At 65.7% G+C, this 18445-nt stretch carries 13 protein-coding genes, 1 tRNA gene and 1 pseudogene; 4 read left to right on the forward strand and 11 right to left on the reverse strand.

The window, feature by feature from the left end; translation table 11 throughout:
• Positions 1-87 precede the first annotated feature (87 nt).
• Both ACTHJ1_RS14600 and selD read right to left on the reverse strand, forming a co-directional pair.
• Positions 88-837: pseudogene (locus ACTHJ1_RS14600) on the reverse strand (SDR family oxidoreductase); the annotation flags it as partial.
• Positions 838-871: 34 nt separating this feature from the next.
• A complete protein-coding gene (gene selD / locus ACTHJ1_RS14605) occupies positions 872-1933 on the reverse strand; it encodes a selenide, water dikinase SelD (RefSeq protein WP_440193604.1) in 1062 nt (353 codons plus the stop codon).
• Between the two features lie 133 nt (positions 1934-2066).
• Between selD and ACTHJ1_RS14610 the strand changes: the two genes are divergently transcribed.
• From ACTHJ1_RS14610 to ACTHJ1_RS14620, 3 genes are all read left to right on the forward strand, one after another.
• A complete protein-coding gene (locus tag ACTHJ1_RS14610) occupies positions 2067-3170 on the forward strand; it encodes a transglutaminase-like domain-containing protein (RefSeq protein ID WP_440193606.1) in 1104 nt (367 codons plus the stop codon).
• 13 nt (positions 3171-3183) lie between these two features.
• Positions 3184-3762 carry a TlpA family protein disulfide reductase gene (locus tag ACTHJ1_RS14615; RefSeq protein ID WP_440193608.1) on the forward strand — a complete coding sequence of 193 codons (579 nt, stop codon included), beginning with the start codon at positions 3184-3186 and terminating at the stop codon, positions 3760-3762.
• Between the two features lie 270 nt (positions 3763-4032).
• Positions 4033-7236, forward strand: a complete 3204-nt coding sequence (locus ACTHJ1_RS14620) for an EAL domain-containing protein (RefSeq protein WP_440193610.1) — start codon at positions 4033-4035, stop codon at positions 7234-7236.
• Between the two features lie 11 nt (positions 7237-7247).
• Here ACTHJ1_RS14620 and ACTHJ1_RS14625 read toward each other — a convergent pair whose 3' ends face one another.
• Genes ACTHJ1_RS14625 through ACTHJ1_RS14640 form a run of 4 tightly spaced genes read right to left on the reverse strand, consistent with a single transcriptional unit; the run spans position 7248 to position 12328 of the window.
• Positions 7248-8357: an ABC transporter permease gene (locus ACTHJ1_RS14625; protein WP_440193612.1), complete on the reverse strand. Its 1110-nt coding sequence runs from the start codon at positions 8355-8357 to the stop codon at positions 7248-7250.
• A gap of 4 nt (positions 8358-8361) precedes the next feature.
• Positions 8362-9519: an ABC transporter permease gene (locus ACTHJ1_RS14630; protein ID WP_440193614.1), complete on the reverse strand. Its 1158-nt coding sequence runs from the start codon at positions 9517-9519 to the stop codon at positions 8362-8364.
• Positions 9516-11327: an ATP-binding cassette domain-containing protein gene (locus tag ACTHJ1_RS14635; RefSeq protein ID WP_440193616.1), complete on the reverse strand. Its 1812-nt coding sequence runs from the start codon at positions 11325-11327 to the stop codon at positions 9516-9518. Before ACTHJ1_RS14635 ends, ACTHJ1_RS14630 begins: the two co-directional genes overlap by 4 nt.
• A gap of 2 nt (positions 11328-11329) precedes the next feature.
• Positions 11330-12328 carry an HlyD family efflux transporter periplasmic adaptor subunit gene (locus tag ACTHJ1_RS14640; protein WP_440193618.1) on the reverse strand — a complete coding sequence of 333 codons (999 nt, stop codon included), beginning with the start codon at positions 12326-12328 and terminating at the stop codon, positions 11330-11332.
• A 133-nt stretch (positions 12329-12461) separates the two neighbouring features.
• Between ACTHJ1_RS14640 and ACTHJ1_RS14645 the strand changes: the two genes are divergently transcribed.
• Positions 12462-13193, forward strand: coding sequence for a TetR/AcrR family transcriptional regulator (locus ACTHJ1_RS14645; protein ID WP_440193620.1), 732 nt, complete (start codon positions 12462-12464; stop codon positions 13191-13193).
• Here the strand turns inward: ACTHJ1_RS14645 and ACTHJ1_RS14650 are convergent.
• The 5 genes from ACTHJ1_RS14650 to fdhE form a co-directional block, all read right to left on the reverse strand.
• Positions 13154-13246: transfer RNA gene (locus ACTHJ1_RS14650), tRNA-Sec, on the reverse strand. The genes ACTHJ1_RS14645 and ACTHJ1_RS14650 overlap by 40 nt on opposite strands.
• 22 nt (positions 13247-13268) lie before the next feature.
• Entirely contained in the window at positions 13269-14066 is a 798-nt protein-coding gene (locus ACTHJ1_RS14655) for an SDR family NAD(P)-dependent oxidoreductase (protein ID WP_440193622.1), read from the reverse strand.
• A 3-nt stretch (positions 14067-14069) separates the two neighbouring features.
• Positions 14070-16037: a selenocysteine-specific translation elongation factor gene (selB, locus tag ACTHJ1_RS14660; protein WP_440193624.1), complete on the reverse strand. Its 1968-nt coding sequence runs from the start codon at positions 16035-16037 to the stop codon at positions 14070-14072.
• Positions 16034-17470 carry an L-seryl-tRNA(Sec) selenium transferase gene (selA, locus tag ACTHJ1_RS14665; RefSeq protein ID WP_440193626.1) on the reverse strand — a complete coding sequence of 479 codons (1437 nt, stop codon included), beginning with the start codon at positions 17468-17470 and terminating at the stop codon, positions 16034-16036. The genes selB and selA overlap by 4 nt, the downstream gene beginning before the upstream one ends.
• Positions 17467-18417 carry a formate dehydrogenase accessory protein FdhE gene (fdhE, locus tag ACTHJ1_RS14670; protein ID WP_440193628.1) on the reverse strand — a complete coding sequence of 317 codons (951 nt, stop codon included), beginning with the start codon at positions 18415-18417 and terminating at the stop codon, positions 17467-17469. Before fdhE ends, selA begins: the two co-directional genes overlap by 4 nt.
• Positions 18418-18445: the final 28 nt, after the last annotated feature.

The raw sequence follows: 18445 nt of genomic DNA on the forward strand, positions 1-18445 counted from the left end.
TCGCGGGTGGCCTGGCCGCCTGCGCGGGCGGCCGCGCGGCCGCGGCCGCCTGGCGCCCGCCCGGGGGGGGGGGGCGGCGCCTCCCCCCCCGCCCCACACGTCGATGAATGTGCCGGTGGTATACGAGGCCTCGTCCGAGCACAGCCACAGCACGGCGGCCGCCACTTCTTCGGGCGTGCCGCCGCGCTTGAGCGGAACGGCGTCCTTGAGGCGGTCGATGCGGCCGGGCTCGCCGCCGCTGGCGTGGATTTCCGTGTGGATGAGCCCGGGACGCACCGCGTTGACGCGTATGCCGTCGCCGGCGACCTCTTTGGCCAGGCCCTGGGTCAGCGTATCCACCGCCCCCTTGCTGGCGGCATAGTCCACGTATTCGTTGGGCGCCCCCAGGCGGGCCGCCATGGACGAGATGTTGACGATGACACCGCCCAGGCCGCCGTTGCGCGGCGCCATGCGCCGCACGGCTTCGCGGCAGCACAGAAAGGTGCCCAGCACATTGGTGTCCAGGATGCGGCGTATGCGCGCTGCGCTCATCTGTTCGACCGTGGCCTGCCGGTCCAGCACGCCGGCGTTGTTGACCAGCGCGTCGAGCCGGCCGTAGGCCTGCTGCACGCGCTCGAACAGGGTCATGATCTGGTCTTCCTGCGCCATGTCGGCCTGCACTGCGATGGCCTGGCCGCCCTGCGCGCGTATGGCCTGGACCACGGCCTCGGCGGCATCGCTGCGCTGATGGTAGTTGACGCAGACCGCGTAGCCGCGGCTGCCCGCCAGCAGCGCCGTCGCGGCGCCTATGCCCCGGCTGCCGCCGGTGACGAGCATGACTTTGGATTGCGTTGCCATGATGCCGTGCCTCTTTTCTTGAAGTGCGGTTGCGTCACTCGACATGCACGCAGGGCTCGCCCTCGCGCATCCGGCCGATGATGGCGGCCTGGCCGAAGCCCTGGCCGCGGAAGATGTCGAGCACGCGCTCGGCCTCTTGTGGAGCGCAGGCCACCAGCAGCCCGCCGGAGGTCTGCGGATCGGTGAGCAGCGCGCGGGCCGTGTCGTCCACGCCGGCGCCCAGGCGTATGGACTCGCCGTACGACGCCCAGTTGCGTCCCGATGCGCCGGTGATCACGCCCTGCGCGGCATAGGCCTGCGCCTGGTCCAGCCACGGCAGGTCGGCCAGGCGCACCTGCGCGGCCAGGCCCGCGCCGCGCGCCATCTCCAGCGTATGGCCCAGCAACCCGAAGCCGGTGACATCGGTGATGGCATGCACGCCGGGCAGCCCCGAGAGCGTCGCGCCGGGCCGGTTCAGCAGCGTGGTGGCCTCGATCATGACGCGATAGCCGGCCGCATCGAGCAGGTTTTTCTTGAGCGCGGCGGACAGGATGCCCACGCCCAGCGGTTTGCCCAGGATCAGCACGTCGCCCGCGCGCGCATCGGCGTTGCGCTTGACACGCCCGGGATGCACCAGGCCCATGGCGGCCAAGCCGTAGATGGGCTCGACCGAATCGATGGAATGACCGCCTGCCACCGGGATGCCCGCCTCGGCGCACACCGACTCGCCGCCGCGCAGCACCTCGGCGATGACCTCATGCGGCAGCACGTTGATGGGCATGCCCACGATGGCCAGCGCCAGGATGGGCGTGCCGCCCATGGCATAGACGTCCGACAGCGCGTTGGTCGCGGCGATGCGGCCGAAATCGTAGGGATCGTCCACGATGGGCATGAAGAAATCGGTGGTGGCGATCAGCGCCTGCTCGTCGTTCAGCCTATAGACGGCCGCGTCGTCGGCGGTTTCGTTGCCCACCAGCAGATCCGCGCAGGGCTTGAAAACAGGCGCATGGCGCGCCAGCAGCGCCGACAGCACGCCGGGCGCGATCTTGCAGCCGCAGCCGCCGCCGTGCGAAAGCGAGGTCAGTCGCGGCGTGGCGATGGAGGAGGTTTGCGTCATGAGAATATTCCCGATTTGGCGTCGATTAGAATAGTACTTCCGCGCGCCAGCCCTCGATGCGCGCGACTCGGCCCGCCTGCGGGACTCGGGGCCGAAATTGACAAATCCCCTTATCGTGCATCGGAAACGCTCCATGGATCGTCGCGATTTTCTTCGTCTTACCTCCATAGCCGGCGCGCTGTCGGCCACCGGCCTGGGCCTCGAACAGGCCGCAAGCGCCGCCGCGCTGGATGCGGGCTGGCGCACCTTCGAACTGGTCACCGAAATCCAGGTGCGCGATCCGGGCAAGCAGGCCCGCGTCTGGGTGCCCGTGCCTTTCGCGCAAAACACCGACTATCAACGCAACGCGCAGACCACCTGGCAGGTGCAGGGCGAGGGAACCGGCGTGCTGGTCCAGGTGCCCGGCTACGACGTGCAGACGGTCGTCGCACAATGGCCCGACGGCACGCCCGATACGCAGCGCGGCCTGACCGTCACCAGCCGCTTCCAGACTCGCGACCGCCGCGTCGACCTGAGCCTGCCGCCCAGCCGGCACGCGCCGCGCGAGAGCCGCGAAACGCTGCACCGCTATCTGCAGCCCACCGCCCTGCTGCCGACCGACGGCATCGTCAAATCCACCTCCGACCACATCACGCACGGCCTGCGCGGCAACGTCGCCAAGGCGCGCGCCATCTACGAATGGGTAGTGGACAACACCCATCGCGTCGGGTCCACTCCGGGCTGCGGCCTGGGCGACGTGCGCTATATGCTCACCACCCGCAACATGGGCGGCAAGTGCGCCGACATCAGCGCGGTATTCGTCGCACTGTCGCGAGCGGCAGGCATTCCTGCCCGCGACGCCTACGGCATCCGCGTCGCGGATTCCCAACTGGGCTACAAGAGCCTGGGCAAATCGGGGGACGTGACCCACGCGCAGCATTGCCGCGCCGAGTTCTACGCCGAAGGCTACGGTTGGGTGCCGGTCGATCCGGCCGACGTGCGCAAGGTCATGCTCGAAGAACCGCCGGGACATCTGTCGATGGACAACCCGCAAGTACGGGCCGCGCGCGTCATGCTGTTCGGCTCCTGGGAAATGAACTGGGTGGCCTACAACCACGGCCACGACGTTTCGCTTCCGGGATCCCTGCTGCCCGCCGTTCCCTTCCTGATGTACCCCAACGGCGAGACCAGCGCGGGACGCATCGACAGCCTGGATGCCGACGACTTCCGCTATCGCATCACAGCGCGGCAGATCTGAGCAAAGGCATCGCATGAACAGGCTCCGACGCCGCCTGCTGCAGGCAGGCCTGGCCGGCGCAACCGCACCGGCGCTGCGCCTTGTTTCGGCTGCCCCTACACCAAGCAGCGCGGCCGCCGTCGCCGCCGAAGAAGCAGCCCTGCGGGCCGCCACAGGTCCGCACTGGGCGGTCTGGCAAGGCGGACCGACGCCCGCGCTCGCCCTGCCCGACCTGCAGGGCCGCCCGAGAAACCTGACCGAATTCCTGGGCAGCGTGACGATCGTGACCTTCTGGGCCACATGGTGCGCTCCTTGCCGGCAGGAGATCCCCATCATGTCGGCGCTGGCAAACCGCTACGCCGACAAGGGCCTGAAGCTTATCGCCGTCGATGCGGCCGAAGCCCGCCCGAGGATCGACGCCTTTCTCGCGCGCCTGCCCATCAGCGGACTGGTGCTGCACGACCGCAACGGCACGGCCATGCACGACTGGCATGTGGTAGGCATGCCGGCCAACTTCGTGGTGGACCGCGGCGGAAAGTTGCGACTGTGGCATCTGGGTACCTTGGACTGGACCGATCCGGTCAACATCGACTCGGTGATAGCACTGCTGTAAGCGCCGGTTCGATCGCGACACCTCGCCCAGGACTGGACGATCCGAGCTGTCGAGTCGCTCGTCGGCGATGCGCCGATATGGTGCAACACGCGCCCCATATCGAGGAAAAATCGCGCCAATGCAGTGAAAGCGCATTGAATCGCTGAAGTTCGTCGTGCTCATCGTCGTTACGCAGGGATCGCGCGTGGTCAAATCGACCGCTCTTGCGAAGTCAAAAAAATTATTGACCTCGGATACGGCGCGGCTTTCGATTCCGCTTTGGCCTTTGCGATGAAACTCAATCCGTTTTTCCGCTTGCTCGGGCGTCTGCGCGTCGGACGCAAACTGCTTCTGATCTATCTGCTCGATCTCAGCGCCGTGCTCTATATCAGCGGCATCCTGATTCACGAGAAATACATCTCGATCGATTTCTCGCGAAAAGAAATCGTCGGAAACGACTACATCGCATCGGTGCGCGAGGCGCTGATCGACGTCGCCAAGGCCGGCGCATCGGGCCGCGTCGATGTGCAACAGATCCACCGCGCAACGTCCGCACTTTCGATCGCCGAGGCACGATATGGCGCCAACCTGCAAAGCGGCGAATTGAATTCGACCCTTCGCCGCACGCTCACGGACATGGCGGCCTCGACGCACGAGTCGCGTGGGCTTGCGCCGCAAGCCGTGCGCTCGGCGCTGGATGCGAGCCGAGCGCTCATCACGCGCATCGGCAACCAATCGAATCTGATCCTCGATCCCGACCTGGACAGTTATTACTCGATGTCCCTGTCTATCCTGCGCTATCCGGCGCTGCTCGATACGGCGAACGGAATTGGTCGGCTTTTGCACGAGAGCGCCGCAGGCGCACAGGAAACGCCGGCATCCGGCGAACTCAGCACACGCTATCTCGTGCTTGAAGGTCAGCTCGATGCCGTGTCGCAGAACATGCGTTCCGATTTCGCCGAGGCAGGCGCCGCCAATCGGAATGTAAAACTCGCCTTGGCCGAGCCCATCGACAAGTTGCTCGACGCGATCGAAGCGTATCGCGCGGCAGCGCGAACGGTCGTCGCACAAACCGGCGATGAAGCCCAGAGCTACGCGGCCGCGCGAGCCGCACACGACGCGCTCGTGGCCAGAGCGGATCAAGCCTGGCGCGCCACGGGCACAGAGCTGGACATACTGCTCCATGCGCGCGTGCACGGCCTCTTCTCGCTCATGTGGCTCCATCTGGGTACGGCGCTTTTTCTATTGTGCGGAATTCTCTGCATGGTTTATTTGGTTGCGCAGCAGATATCCCGGCCGCTGCGCGATCTCGCGCGCGTCATGGACACCGTGCGGCGCACGGGCGACCACAGCGTGCGCTCTTCGTGGCATAGCCAGGACGAAATCGGTCAGCTGGTGACCGGCTTCAACGACATGCTCGCGCAGCTGGACCACGAGCGCGACGTGCAGCAAGAACTCGCGGCCACCGCGCGCGCATCCCAAGCACAGCACGCTCTGGTCGAGGCGACGCCCGTGCCGATGATGGTGACCGCCGTACCCGGCCACGAAGTTCTGCACGCGAATCGGCCCGCCCTGTACTGGCTCAACGGCCGCACGTCGGATCCGTGGGCTTTCGGCCTCGATTCCGCGGTGCGCGCACGCTTTTTTCAGCAACTTTCCGATCACGACGAGGTCGACGAATTCGAGGTGCGCTGGATGGCAAGCGAGGAACCCACCTGGGCCATGCTGTCAGCGCGTCGCCTGACGTTCCAGGGCCACGACGCCGTGCTGACCGCATTCACGCCGATCAATCAGATCAAACTCATGGAACAACGGCTTGAGTTATGGGCCAAGGTGTTCGAAGCGTCGTCGGAGTCCATTCTGATTCTCGACGAGAATCGCCGCCTGCTTACCGCAAATGCCTCGTTCTACCGGACAACGGGTTATCGCGCCGAAATTGTGTGCGGGGCGCTGCCTGATTTCATCGTGTCGCCAATGAGCGGCGAACCGCTGATGAATCGATGGGTCGAATTTGTCGACATGTCGAGCGTCTGGAACGGCGAAGCCATCGTGCATCGCCGCGAAGGCGGCGATTATCCGGCATGGCTCATGATCAGCGCCGTGCGCGACAAGCATGCGAGCGTCTCGCACTATATCTGCACGCTCATCGACATTACAGACCGCAAAAAAAGCGAGGCGCGCATTCAATTCCTGGCCGAGCACGACGTGCTTACCGAACTGCCGAACCGCGCACTTTTCACCAAACGCGTCGGGGAGGCCATCGAAAATGCACGACTTACCCGCGGGCGCATGGCCGTGCTCTTCATCGATCTGGATCGCTTCAAGGACATCAATGACACGCTCGGCCATCATGCCGGCGACGGATTGCTGCGTTCCGTTTCGCGACGCCTGCTGCAATCGGTGCGCACCGGGGATACCGTCAGCCGCCTCGGCGGCGATGAATTCACCGTGCTGCTCTCGGATGTAGACAGCGCCGCCGACGTGGCTCGCCTGATCGAAGAGAGGCTGCTGCCGCTGATCCGCGAACCGCACTCGCTCGATGGCAGGACATTGCAGGTCGAATGCAGCGTCGGCATCGCCATGTATCCGGACGATGGGCAAACCATCGACGTGCTGATGCAGAAAGCCGACGCCGCTATGTATCATGCGAAGTCGAGCGGACGCAATCTCGTGAAGTTCTTCGCGCCCGACATGGCCGAACGCGCACGATACAGACTCGAACTCGAAACGCATATGCGTACGGCGGTAGACCGCGGCGAAATGTGGCTCGCGTATCAGCCTTGCGTGGAGGCGTCGACCGGCGAATTGATGAGCGTCGAGGCTTTGCTGCGCTGGCGGCATCCTCATCTGGGGCTCGTGCCGCCCTCGGAATTCATTCCTGTCGCCGAAGAAACGCGATTGATTTTGAGGATAGGCGCCTGGGTGATCGAGCAGGCATGCCGTCAGATCGCAAGCTGGCGCGAAGCCGGTTTTCCCGATATGCGGGTGTCGATCAATCTCTCGGCCATACAGATGCGCGACGACGAAAAACTCGTCGAGCGCCTGCGCGACTGCCTCCTCGAGCACGACGTTCCCGCCGGCAGCCTGGAGCTGGAAATCACGGAAACGGTGCTGATGGAAAGAGTCGGCCACTATCTGGATACCATCAAGAATATCCGCGCCTTGGGCGTCAGACTATCTCTAGACGATTTCGGCACGGGGTATTCGAGCCTCAGCTACCTGCGCCGCTACCCCATAGACCGGATAAAAATCGATCGTGCGTTCGTGCATGGCCGCCTCACCGACACTGCCGACCTGGCCGTGATACGCGCGATCGTCGAACTCGGTCACGACCTCGGCCTGCGCGTGGTGGCGGAGGGCGTTGAACACCAACACGAGGCCGATGCGTTGCGCCGCCTCGGCTGCGACGAGTTGCAAGGCTTTCTTTACGCCAAACCGTTGTCGAACGACGCGCTCATGCAGTGGCTGCGCGCGCGCAACCAGACGCCGGCATAGCGGCCGGCTCGTCAGGAAAGGCGATTGCGGAACAACCAGGCCGCCAGCGGCAGCGTAACGGCGGCCACCGCGAGCACAGGAACGAAATCGCTCGCGACGGCGTTCGGCCCCGCGCCTTCCAGGTAGACGCGGCGCACGATATCCAGGCCGAAGCGCAGCGGGTTGGCGTAGGTGGCGACCTGCAGCATTTGCGGCATATTGCGCACGGGCGTGATCAGGCCGGACAGCAATACCAGCGGCATGACCAGCATAAAGGTGTAGAGCATGGCTTGCTGCATGGTCAGCGACAACGCTGAAATCGACAGACCCATTCCCACCGTGGCGCCGGTGAAGGTGAGCAAGCCGAGATACATCAGCAGGAGGGAGCCGTTCATCGGAATCTGGAACCAGAACCGGACGATCAGGAAGATGATCGTGGATTGGACCAGCCCCACCAGCATCGACGGCACGGCCTTTCCGATCAGAATCAGCATCGGCGTGAGCGGCGTGACCAGCAGCTGATCGAAGGTGCCTTGCTCGCGCTCGCGCGCCACCGACAACGCCGCCAGCAGCAGCGTCTGCACCATGCTCAGCGTGGCGATGAGTCCGGGCATGATGTTCCAGCGCGATTCCAGATTGGGGTTGAACCAGGCCCGGCGCACCAGGGTAACGCTGCTGCCCGCGCGACTCCTGTTGTAATCGGCCACGATCGAGCCGACATAGGCGGCGGCCGAGCTCGCCGTGAGCGAATTGCGGGCATCCAAAATGACTTGCAAAGGCGCCTGCAATCCCGCGGCGAGGCGGCTTTCGAAATCCGGCGGGATGCTCAGAACCAACAGCGCATCGCCTGCATCGATGACCTCGGCGATCTGCCGAGGCGAATCCAGCGTGGCGGCGCGCTTGAATACGCCGGTGCCATCCAGCCTGGCGAGCAACTGCGTCGACGCCTCGTTGCGGCTCTGGTCGAGCACCGCGTACGGGACGTTGGTCAGATCATAAGTGGCGCCGTAGCCGAACAGCATGGCCTGCACCAGCGCGGGAGCCAGCAGCAGCACCCGGTTCGCCGGATCCTTGATGATCGCGAGCAGCTCTTTGCGTATCAACGCGCCGAGCCGGGTTAGCGTGGCGAGAAAGGCGGACATGGCGTCAATCCAGGGTTTTGCGCAGCGTGCGGCGCACAGCCATGATCAAGGCGGCGGCGTACAGCAGCAGGATGGCGCATTCGCGCAGAATCATCGGCCAGTTGTCTCCCGCAAGAAACAGTGTCTTGATCAACCCCATGAAATGCGTCGCAGGCAGCAGTTGACTGACCACCTGGACCGGGAGCGGCACATTGCGCAAATCGAAGACGAAACCCGACAACATCATGGCGGGCATGAAACTGGCCAGCAAAGCCAATTGGCTGGCCTTGAACTGGTTGCGCATCGCACCGGAAATAAACAGGCCCAGCAGCAGCGATACCGCCAGATACAGCATGGAAGCGATCACGATGACGGACAGGGAACCTCGAATCGGCACCTCGAAAAGAAACCGGGCCGCCAGCAGGCACATCGCCAGGTCGACGCCCCCCACTGCCAGATAGGGAACCAGTTTGGCCAGCAGCAGCTCGAGCGGCCGCACCGGCGTGACGAACAGGGATTCGAGCGTACCGCGTTCCCATTCACGGGCGATCAACAGAGATGTCAGAAATGCGCCGATCAGCGTAAACACGAGCACGATCAGACCAGGCACCAGATACCAGGTACTGCTGCCGGCCTCGTTGAACCACATACGCTGCACCACAGCGACGACGCCACCGGCCGGCGCCTTGTCGCCGGCTCGATCTGTCTGCCGCTGCGCCCAGACCGCAACGGCGCCGTTTACATAATCTTCGATCCGCGAGGCGGTATTGGAGTCCACGCCGTCGAGCAGCAACTGAATGCGCGCCTTGCCCAATATGAGCCGGCGAGAGAAATCCATCGGTACGCGCACGATGCCGTCCACCTTGCCGGCGCGCATCAGGCTCACGGCTGCGATCATGTCCGGCACCCGGACCGGGGCAAGATAATGCGAGCCCTGCAAGCCGGCCACGACATCGCGCGCGGTGGGCGAACTGTCTTCCAGCACCAGCGCGATCGGTGCGTTTCTCACGTCGAACGACAGGCCGTAGCCGAACAGCAGGATCAACGCCAACGGCAGCAGCAGACCGACGGCCAGATTGGTTTTGTCGCGCAGCATCTGACGCGTCTCTTTGCGCAACAGCGCTGCAAAACGCCGCATGACATCCGAAGCGCCCGCCGGTGCGTTCAACGGCGAGCTCGTCATGCGGCTGCTCCGCTTGTCGTAGCCCGTCGCCTGGCGCGCCCTTGCTCGACGATGGCGATGAAAGCGCGGTTCATGTCGGTGTCGGCGTCGCTGGCGGCCAGCGCCCGAACGTCCCGAGGCGTGCCGAGCGCCAGCAACTCTCCGGAGTCCTGGATCGCGATGCGATCGCAGTATTCCGCCTCTTCCATGAAGTGCGTGGTGATGACGACGGTGACGCCCGCTTGCGCCAGCGTCGTGATGGTGCGCCAGAAGGCGCGGCGCGCGAACGGATCGATGCCGCTGGTCGGTTCGTCGAGAAACAGGATATCCGGCTCATGCAGCAGGCCTGCCGCCATCGCGAGGCGTTGCTTGTAACCCCCAGGCAAGATGCCGCTTATGGCGGCGGGATCGAGATCGAACCTGCTGAGCGCGTCGGTCACCCGTCCACGCAGGGCCGCGCCTCGCAGTCCATAAGCAGCGCCGAAGAATTCCAGGTTCTCGCGCACGGTGAGGCTGCCGTAGAGTGCGAACTTCTGCGATACGTAGCCGATGCGCGCGCGCGCCTGGGCGCGGGCCGTGCGCAAATTGACGCCTGCCACTTCGAGCCTGCCGCCGCTTGCGGGCAGCAGCCCGCACAGCATGCGAAACGTCGTCGTCTTGCCGGCGCCGTTGGGACCGAGCAGACCGAAGATCTCACCGTGGCCCACATCGAACGACGTATTTGCCACCGCGGTGAAGTCCCCAAATTTGCGCACCAGATCACGTACGATGATTGCCGGCCCGCCGGCGTTGGCCAGACGCGGTACCGCCGGCGCGCGCGACTCGGTCGGCGCATACGGCGCCGGGGCAGCCGGGTCGGTCAATATATGGCCGCCGGACTTCTGCTCACGGTGCTGGCGCAGCAGCATCATGAAGGCGTCTTCGAACTTCTCGACGCGTTCCCGCGGCTGCAAACCGGACAACAGCTCGGTCAAACGCGTCGGGTCGGCGTCCGGTCGCCGGAGAAAACTCACCGCGCCTCCCCTGGGCACAGCATCGATGATCAGGGCCTCGGCGTCGATCAGGCGCGCCTGCAGATCGCGGGCCGCCATGCCTTCGGGCGGGACGGCGGTAAACGTCAGCCCACGGGCGCGCTCGCTCAGCGACGCTGCGGTGCCTTGCGCCAGCAGGCGCCCCTGATGCATCACGAATACCTGGGCGCAGCGCTCGGCCTCGTCCATATAGGCTGTGCTGACGACGATGCTCAGCTTTTCCGATTCGACCAATTGCCGCAGAATCGTCCACAACTCGCGCCGCGAGAGCGGATCGACGCCAGCGCTGGGCTCGTCGAGCAGCAACAGTTCCGGCGAGCGCACCAAGGTGCAGGCCAGGCCTAGCTTCTGCTTCATGCCGCCCGACAATTTGCCGGCTGGCCGCGCGGCGAACCGCGTCAGGTCGGTCATCTCCAGCATGCGCGCATAGCGTTCGCGGCGCGCTTGCTGCGATACGCCGTGCAGATCGGCATACAAATCCAGGTTCTCCTGCACGCTCAGGTCTTCGTACAATCCGAAACGCTGCGGCATGTAGCCGATGCGCTCCTGCACCGCCTGCGACTCGGCGACGACATCCAGGCCGCAGACCTGCAGGCTGCCCTCCTGCGGCCTGAGCAAGCCCGCCACCATGCGCATCAGCGTGGTTTTACCGGCGCCGTCCGGACCGACCAGCGCTGTCAGTTCGCCGCCGCGAACCGCCAGCGATATTCCGTCGACAGCCCGCAGCACCGCACCGGCCGGCGAAACAAAGGTCTTGCAAAGCTGTCGAGCGACGACGATGGGGTCGGGTCCGGACATGGTCATCTGCCGATGGACAGGCGCACCGTGGCCGGCTGGCCCAGACGCAGCACATTGTCGCCGTCGTCGACCCGCACCCGCACTTCATAGGCCAGGCTGGTACGCAATTGCGCGGTCTCCACCGATTTGGGCGTGAACTCGGCCACCGAAGAGATGTAGCCGATCTTGCCGGCGATGGGCTGGTCGGGATGGCTGTCGGTGACAACACTGGCCGCCATGCCGGGCCTGATCTTGCCCAGGTCGGTTTCGCTCACATAAACACGTACCCACTTGGGCTGCGTCAAGGCCAAAGCGAATACCGGGCGCTGCGGCGTCGCCATGTCGCCCGGCTCGAGCAGGCGCGAACGCACCACCGCATCGGCGGGCGCCCTGAGCTCGCCTTGGCTGATTTGGTACTGCAGCAAGGCCAGTTGCGCCTTGGCTGCATCGAGCTGCGCCCGGGCGCCCGCAACGTCTTCCTGGCGCGGCCCCAGTTCGGCCAGGCGCAGCGCCTGCTGCCGCGCATCGGCCTGGGCTCTGGCGGCCTGCAGGCTGGTCTTGCCGCGATCCAGATCCTGCTTGCTGACGCCGCGCCCCTGCGTACTGACGGCTATGTCCTGCAAGCGCGCCAGATCCTGAGCGGCGCGGACGGCATCGGCTTGGGCCGCGATGAACTGATCGCGAGCCTGGGCGATCTCCTGCGGACGAGAGCCGTTGCGCAGACGAAGCAGGGTCTGCTCCTGGATCTGGACCTGCGCTTTCGCCTGCTCGGCCTGCAGCTCCAGCGCGCGCGTATCGAGCCTGGCGAGTATGGCGCCGGCCTTCACACGGTCGCCCTCATCGACGCGCAGCTCGGCCACCCGGCCGCTGCCGTCGAAGGCCAGCGATATCTGGCGGATGTCCACATTACCGTACAGCACGAGCGCATTTGCGTCGCCGTGTCCGCGCCCTTGCCACCACGCCCAGCCCGCCACGGCCAGCACGGCGGCGATCAGCAGTACGGCGAGCGATTTCTTTTTCATGGCAGGACTTCCAGGCAAGGTCCGAAAGCCGACGTCGGCGGAATTTATTCGAACAAATTAAATTTAAATTCAATTTAATATATGATTCGAAAAGAATCCAGCACGCCACCAATTCTGCAGAGACCGATACGCGATGAGCAAGGCGCAGCGCGGACAGCGCACCGATGGAGACGCGACCCGAACACGCATTCTCGATGCCGCCGGAGAACTGTTCGCGCTTGCCGGGTACGCAGAAACCACGAGCAAGGCGATCGCCGCCCGAGCCGGCGTGGATCAAGCCTCGATCAACTACCACTTCGGCAGCCGCGGCGAACTCTACCAATCCGTACTGGCCGAGGCGCACCGCCGCCTGGTCAACCTCGCAGACTTGCGTCTGCTGGCCGGCAGCCGGTTGGCACCGTCAAAAAAACTGCTTGCGCTGATCGACCACTTCGTGGAACAAGCCACCAATAAATCCCAGGGCTGGCATTTGAAAGTCCTGGCGCAGGAATTGCTCGCCCCCTCGTCGCATCTGCATGCGCTATTCCAGAATGAACTGCTGCCCAAGGTATCCGTCGTCAAATACATCCTGAGCGAGATCACCGGCATCGCGCCGGACGACCCGGCGATCGCGCGCTGCGCGATCAGCGTGGCGGCGCCCTGCCTGATGCTGCTGATCGGCGCGCGCGGCGTGCCCGGCCCGCTGCAGGACGTCCTGCTCATGCCCAGAGAGGCGATCACGCGCCACCTGCATGGCTATGCGCTGGCAGGACTCAGGGCCATAGGCAGGGAACATGCCCGCGATAAGCCACGGCGCTGCGTGGACGGAAATGCCGCGGGCCTGGGCGGAAGGCAGCCGGAGTCGAACCGACCTGGGAACGTCTGACGCCCCCAACCGGGTTTGAAGCCCGGCCGCGCCACCGGGCGCGGGTGCCTTCCGCAACGCGCTCATGATAGCCGCTCAGGCACAGCGCGCCGACAAGCCACCGTCCACGACCAGGGTCGAACCGTTCACATAGCGCGCCTCGTCGCTTGCGAGGAACAGGGCCGCGTAGGCCGTATCCCAGGCATCGCCCATCGCGCCCGTCGGCGATATCCTGTCGCGCTGGGAAATCATGGAATCGGCATCCCCGCCGTAGGCAGCCTTGAGCGGTTCGCGTATCAGGGGCGTGTTCAGCATCCCCGGCACCACGCAATTGGCGCGTATGCCGTCGCCCGCATACTGCAAGGCGATATTGGACGTCATGGAAATCAGCGCCGCCTTGGTCGCGCTGTAGGCCAGATAGGGAAAGCCCACCCACCGTATGCCGGCCACCGACCCGATGTTGACGATGGCGCCCTTCTTGCGCTGGAGCATATAGGGAATGACATATTTGCAGGTCAGGAAAACACTGGTCTGGTTAATCGCGACGACACGGTTCCAGCTCTCTTCCGAAGTCTCGATCGGTCCGCCTGTCTCGACGATGCCGACATTGTTGTGCAGCACGTCGATGCCGCCGTAATGCTCGGCGCAGGCCTGAGCCATCCGCTCGACGTCCCCGGCCTTGGACACGTCGGCCTGGAACGCGATGCATTGCCCGCCCTCGGACTCAATGATGCCTTGCGTCTCCTGTGCCGCGTCGAGTCGATAATCGACTGCGAATACCCGCGCGCCTTCGCGCGCATACAGTACCGCGGCAGCCTTGCCGTTGCCCCATCCCGGGCCGGACGATCCGGCGCCGGTCACAAGCACGATCTTGTCTTGCATGCGTAAGGTCATGTCTCATCCTCTTCTTTGTTCTTGTGCGGCCGCCGACGGAAGCGCGCGGATCCGATCGTCGCGAAATACCGCCCCGCCGTCGCGCAGCACGTGGGCGTCGCGCAGCCTGCGGGTGTAGCCGACGCGATCGAAAAATTCCAGAATCTGAATGGCGCGCTTGCGGCCCAGGCCGACCGCATCGCGAAAGTCGGCAGCCTGCACACTGCCGCGCTGCGCGCACAGGCCGCCCACCAGGGCAGCCAGCGCCTCGATCTGCTCGCGATGATAGAACAGGTCCTTGACGATCTGGGCCACATCGCCGCGACGCAGCAGCTTGCGCAGGATGTCGCGCACACGTTCTTCGGGTTCGCCCAGATCGCCGGCCATGTCGCGCACCCAGGGCGGATCGTAGGCGTTCGCCAATATTCTGGGCAGGATTTTCGCGGCCAGCTCGGCTTGCGCGCCGTCCAGCGCGACGGCGTGCCAGGGCCGGTGCAGCCAGGGCCCGTTGCGCAGGGCGCTGCCTTCTCGCACCAGTCGTTCGATCACGGCGCGCCACAATAACTCGGGCGTTGCCGGAACGGCGATCCGGCGCAGGCGCGCCGCGTCCACGCCGGGCTCGTCGGGGGACTGTCGGTGGAAATCGTCCAGCGCGGCGACCGCGCGCTCGCACAAGGCATTCCAATGCGCGTCCTGAATCAGCATGCGCGACCCGTACGCCGATATCCAGCACGCGCCGGCCGGCGCCGCGACAGCATCGACGGGCTGACCGCACAGACGCTGCAAGGCCGCTTCGTCCACGCCGAACGGCGCCTGTTGCAGAAGAGCGCCCAGGCCCTGTCCGGCCAGGCAGGCAGACACGGCTTCCAGCCATGCGAGGCGTTGCGGCGCGCGGCGCTTGCGGTTCGGCGCGTTGGGATCGAGCACCACTCCGCCTCCCACCGTATGCGAGGCCTGCGCATCGCGCACGACATAGCGATCGCCCGGCACGGCGCAAACCGGCGCATCGAATACCAGTTGCACCCAGCCGCGCTGGCCTGGCGCCAGTGTTTCGGGCGCGAGCGGCACCGCATGCGCCACACAATGCGCCGCGCCGATGTGCACATGCAACGGCGCCCAGGCCCGCAGCGGCCCATCGGCCGAAGCCAACCATTGCAGTTGCACATCCACATGGCGCGAAGGCAGAAAGCTGCGTGCATCGGCGATCCAGTCGCCGCGAGCGATGGCGCCTTTGTCGATGCCGGGCAGGTTCAAGGCGCAGCGCTGCCCCGCCGCGCCGACCAGGGCGGCCCGGTCTTGCGCGTGGATGCTGCGCACCCGCACACGCGTGCCCGCCGGCATGAGACGCAGATCCACCTCGGATACTTGGTCTAGCCTCACCTGCCCCGCGTGCACCGTGCCTGTCACCACCGTGCCATGACCGGCAAGGGTAAAGACGCGATCCACGGCCAGGCGGAACAAACCCGCGGCGCTGCGCGCGGGCCTGGTCTGGGCTTGAACATCGAGATAAGCCTTCAGCCTTGCCACGCCTTCGTCGCCAGGCTCATAAGCCGACGTCGCGAAAAGCGGCGCGTTCTGCAGAAACGTCCCGGCCGTCAATTGCGCGATATCGCGCTCGACCTGCCGCCGCCTTTCCTCGTCGCAGCGGTCGGTCTTGGTGAGGACGACGGCGCCCTGCCCCACGCCGAGCAAGCCGAGAATGGCCAGGTGTTCGCGCGTCTGCGGCATGACGCCGTCGTCGGCGGCCACCACCAGCAGGCCGCAATCGATTCCGCTGGCGCCGGCGGCCATGGTGTGCACCAGCTTTTCGTGGCCGGGCACATCGATGAAGCCGAGCACGTCGCCGTTGGGCAAGGGCGTATAGGCATAGCCCAGTTCGATGGAAATGCCGCGCGCCTTCTCTTCCTTGAGGCGATCGGTGTCCACTCCGGTCAGCGCGCGAACCAATGTGGTCTTGCCGTGATCGATGTGGCCCGCGGTCCCGACGATCATAGAGAATGGGCCAACTGCGCCGCGAATGTGGCTTCGTCGCGCTCTTCCAGGCAACGCAGGTCCAGCCACAGGGCGTCGTCGTCCAGGCGGCCGATGACCGGGCGCGGCAGGCCGCGCAGCTTGGCCTCGAGGCGAGCCAGATGGCGGCCCGGCCGCCCCGGGCCGAGATGGCGTATGCACAGGCCGTAGCTGGGCAGCTGGTCCACCGGCAAGGCGCCGCTGCCGATCTGGCTGAACACGGCAGCCGCTTCGACCTGATAGGCCGGACCTGCTGCGTGCTGCACGATGTCGCGCAGGCGCTCGGCGGCGGCTTGCATCAGGCGCTGCGGCCGGGTGAGCAGACGCAGCGTGGTCAGCCGTTCGGCGAGAAATTCCGGCGAGCGGTACAGGGCCAGCACCGGCTCCAGCGCGGCCAGAGTCAGCTTGCCCACGCGCAGCGCCCGCTTGAGCGGATTTTTCTTGATCTTGCGTATCAGCTCGGCGCGGCCCACCAGCAAACCCGCCTGCGGCCCGCCCAGCAGCTTGTCGCCGCTGAAGGCGACGAGATCGGCCCCGGCTTGCACCGTATCGCGCACCGTGTCTTCGCGCGGCAGGCCCCATTGCGCAAGATCGATCAAGGTGCCGCTTCCCAGATCCACTGTCGCGGGCAGGCCGCGCGCGTGTGCAATGCGCGCCACATCCGCCACGCACACGCTCTTGGTAAAGCCGGTAACGGCATAGTTGCTGCAATGGACTTTCATCAGCATGGCCGTGCGCGGGCCGATGGCCTGCTCGTAGTCGGCCGGGTGGGTGCGATTGGTGGTGCCCACCTCGACCAGCCTGGCGCCGGCCCGCTTCATGATGTCAGGAATGCGGAAAGCGCCGCCGATCTCGACCAGCTCGCCGCGCGAGACGACGACCTCGCGCCTGTCTGCCAAGGCATTGAGCATGAGCAGCACGGCCGCCGCGTTGTTGTTGACAATGGTTGCGGCCTCGGCGCCGGTAAGCTCGCGCAGCAGACCCTCGACCAGATCGTCGCGATCCCCGCGGCCGCCGTCATGCAGATCGAACTCGAGATTGACGGGTGCGGTCAGCGCGCGCACTACCGCCTGCACGGCCTCATCGGGCAACAGCGCGCGTCCCAGATTGGTATGCAGCACGGTGCCGGTAAGGTTGAAGACCGGCCGCAGGCGCGGCTGCGAATCGCGCTTCAACAGCTCGTCCGTTTCCCGCAGAATCGCGTCGGGTTGCGCGCGCGCGGCCGTCAGGCGGCCCGCCAGCGCATCGGCGCGCAAGACCGCCATGCGCTCTCGCAAGGCGGCTACGACACGCGTGCGGCCGTAGGCCTCGAGCAAGGCCTGTGCCGGCGCGGCAGCCAGCACCCGGTCCAGCGCCGGAATGTCGGCGGGCGTCGCCGGCGCGCCATCGTCTCCGGGGGCAAACGGCGCTGTCATGACGGGCCGCCGACGTCGCCGTCTTCGTCCTGCCACAGCAAGGGATTGCCGCTGGCCCGCACGTAGCCGGCCTCGCCCATCAGCACATCGAGCATCAGACTGGCCAGGTCATCTGCCACCGGCTCGACATCGAGGTCCTGCTCCTGATAGAAGATTTTGCGGTACGTATGGCACCGGTCGCAGGACTCGGCCCGGATGGCCTGCGAGCCGCCCTCGATGGCGTGATAGGCAACTGTCTCGGTATCTTCGCAGTGAGAGCACGTGATCCGCACCAGATGCCATTGGCTGGCGCATAACGAGCAGCACAGATATCGGTAGCCCTCGAACTGCCCGCCCACCCGAACCACGCTGGCCACGGGCAGGCTGCCGCACACGGCGCACACGCCGAAGGGACCGGCCACCGGCAACTGCCTGGCGTCGAAGCGGCTGGCCAGATCCGTCCAATACACCTGCAGCGCCGCCGCGATGAACGGCGCGGCAGCGCTGTCGACCTCGCCGTCGCGCTCGGCCAGCACTGCATCGGCCATGGCCTCGACGGCTTCAGGCTGCTTCTGCAAAGCGTGCCGCAGATCGCGGCACACTTCGCGCGCTTCGGCAGGCACGCCGGCCGTCATTTCCAGGCGCATCAAGATCTGCCGCAACAACCCCGTCCAGAGCGGGTCGCGCTTCCAGCCCACGGCCTGCAGCGGCGGCATGCCGTGCGCCTGCGCCAGGTCGATCTGCTGCGCCGAGGCGCCCGGCGCCCGGCAGCCGGCCAGCGCCGCCTGCTGGGCATCGGCCAGATGCGCCATCAAGTGCAGATAATCGGCCACCGGGCTGTCTTGCGCCAGCTTGCGCAGCCGGGCCGCGCGGGCCGCGAACACCGAATCGCGCTCGGGCAGCCTCACGCGCACGATGGAATTGTGATCCAGGTCTTCGATTTCGCCACGGGAAAGAATGCGCTGCATGACGATCTCCGGAAATGAATACGGCCAT

It is taken from the genome of Bordetella sp., from assembly GCF_051960075.1.
Lineage (GTDB): Bacteria > Pseudomonadota > Gammaproteobacteria > Burkholderiales > Burkholderiaceae_B > Bordetella.

Coding starts and splice junctions, on each gene's coding strand:
- ACTHJ1_RS14620 (WP_440193610.1), top strand. CDS start 4,033: ATGAAACTCAATCCGTTTTTCCGCTTGCTCGGGCGTCTGCGCGTCGGA.
- fdhE (WP_440193628.1), bottom strand. CDS start 18,417: ATGCAGCGCATTCTTTCCCGTGGCGAAATCGAAGACCTGGATCACAAT.
- ACTHJ1_RS14630 (WP_440193614.1), bottom strand. CDS start 9,519: ATGACGAGCTCGCCGTTGAACGCACCGGCGGGCGCTTCGGATGTCATG.
- selA (WP_440193626.1), bottom strand. CDS start 17,470: ATGACAGCGCCGTTTGCCCCCGGAGACGATGGCGCGCCGGCGACGCCC.
- ACTHJ1_RS14640 (WP_440193618.1), bottom strand. CDS start 12,328: ATGAAAAAGAAATCGCTCGCCGTACTGCTGATCGCCGCCGTGCTGGCC.
- ACTHJ1_RS14615 (WP_440193608.1), top strand. CDS start 3,184: ATGAACAGGCTCCGACGCCGCCTGCTGCAGGCAGGCCTGGCCGGCGCA.
- selB (WP_440193624.1), bottom strand. CDS start 16,037: ATGATCGTCGGGACCGCGGGCCACATCGATCACGGCAAGACCACATTG.
- ACTHJ1_RS14645 (WP_440193620.1), top strand. CDS start 12,462: ATGAGCAAGGCGCAGCGCGGACAGCGCACCGATGGAGACGCGACCCGA.
- ACTHJ1_RS14610 (WP_440193606.1), top strand. CDS start 2,067: ATGGATCGTCGCGATTTTCTTCGTCTTACCTCCATAGCCGGCGCGCTG.
- ACTHJ1_RS14655 (WP_440193622.1), bottom strand. CDS start 14,066: ATGACCTTACGCATGCAAGACAAGATCGTGCTTGTGACCGGCGCCGGA.
- selD (WP_440193604.1), bottom strand. CDS start 1,933: ATGACGCAAACCTCCTCCATCGCCACGCCGCGACTGACCTCGCTTTCG.
- ACTHJ1_RS14625 (WP_440193612.1), bottom strand. CDS start 8,357: ATGTCCGCCTTTCTCGCCACGCTAACCCGGCTCGGCGCGTTGATACGC.
- ACTHJ1_RS14635 (WP_440193616.1), bottom strand. CDS start 11,327: ATGTCCGGACCCGACCCCATCGTCGTCGCTCGACAGCTTTGCAAGACC.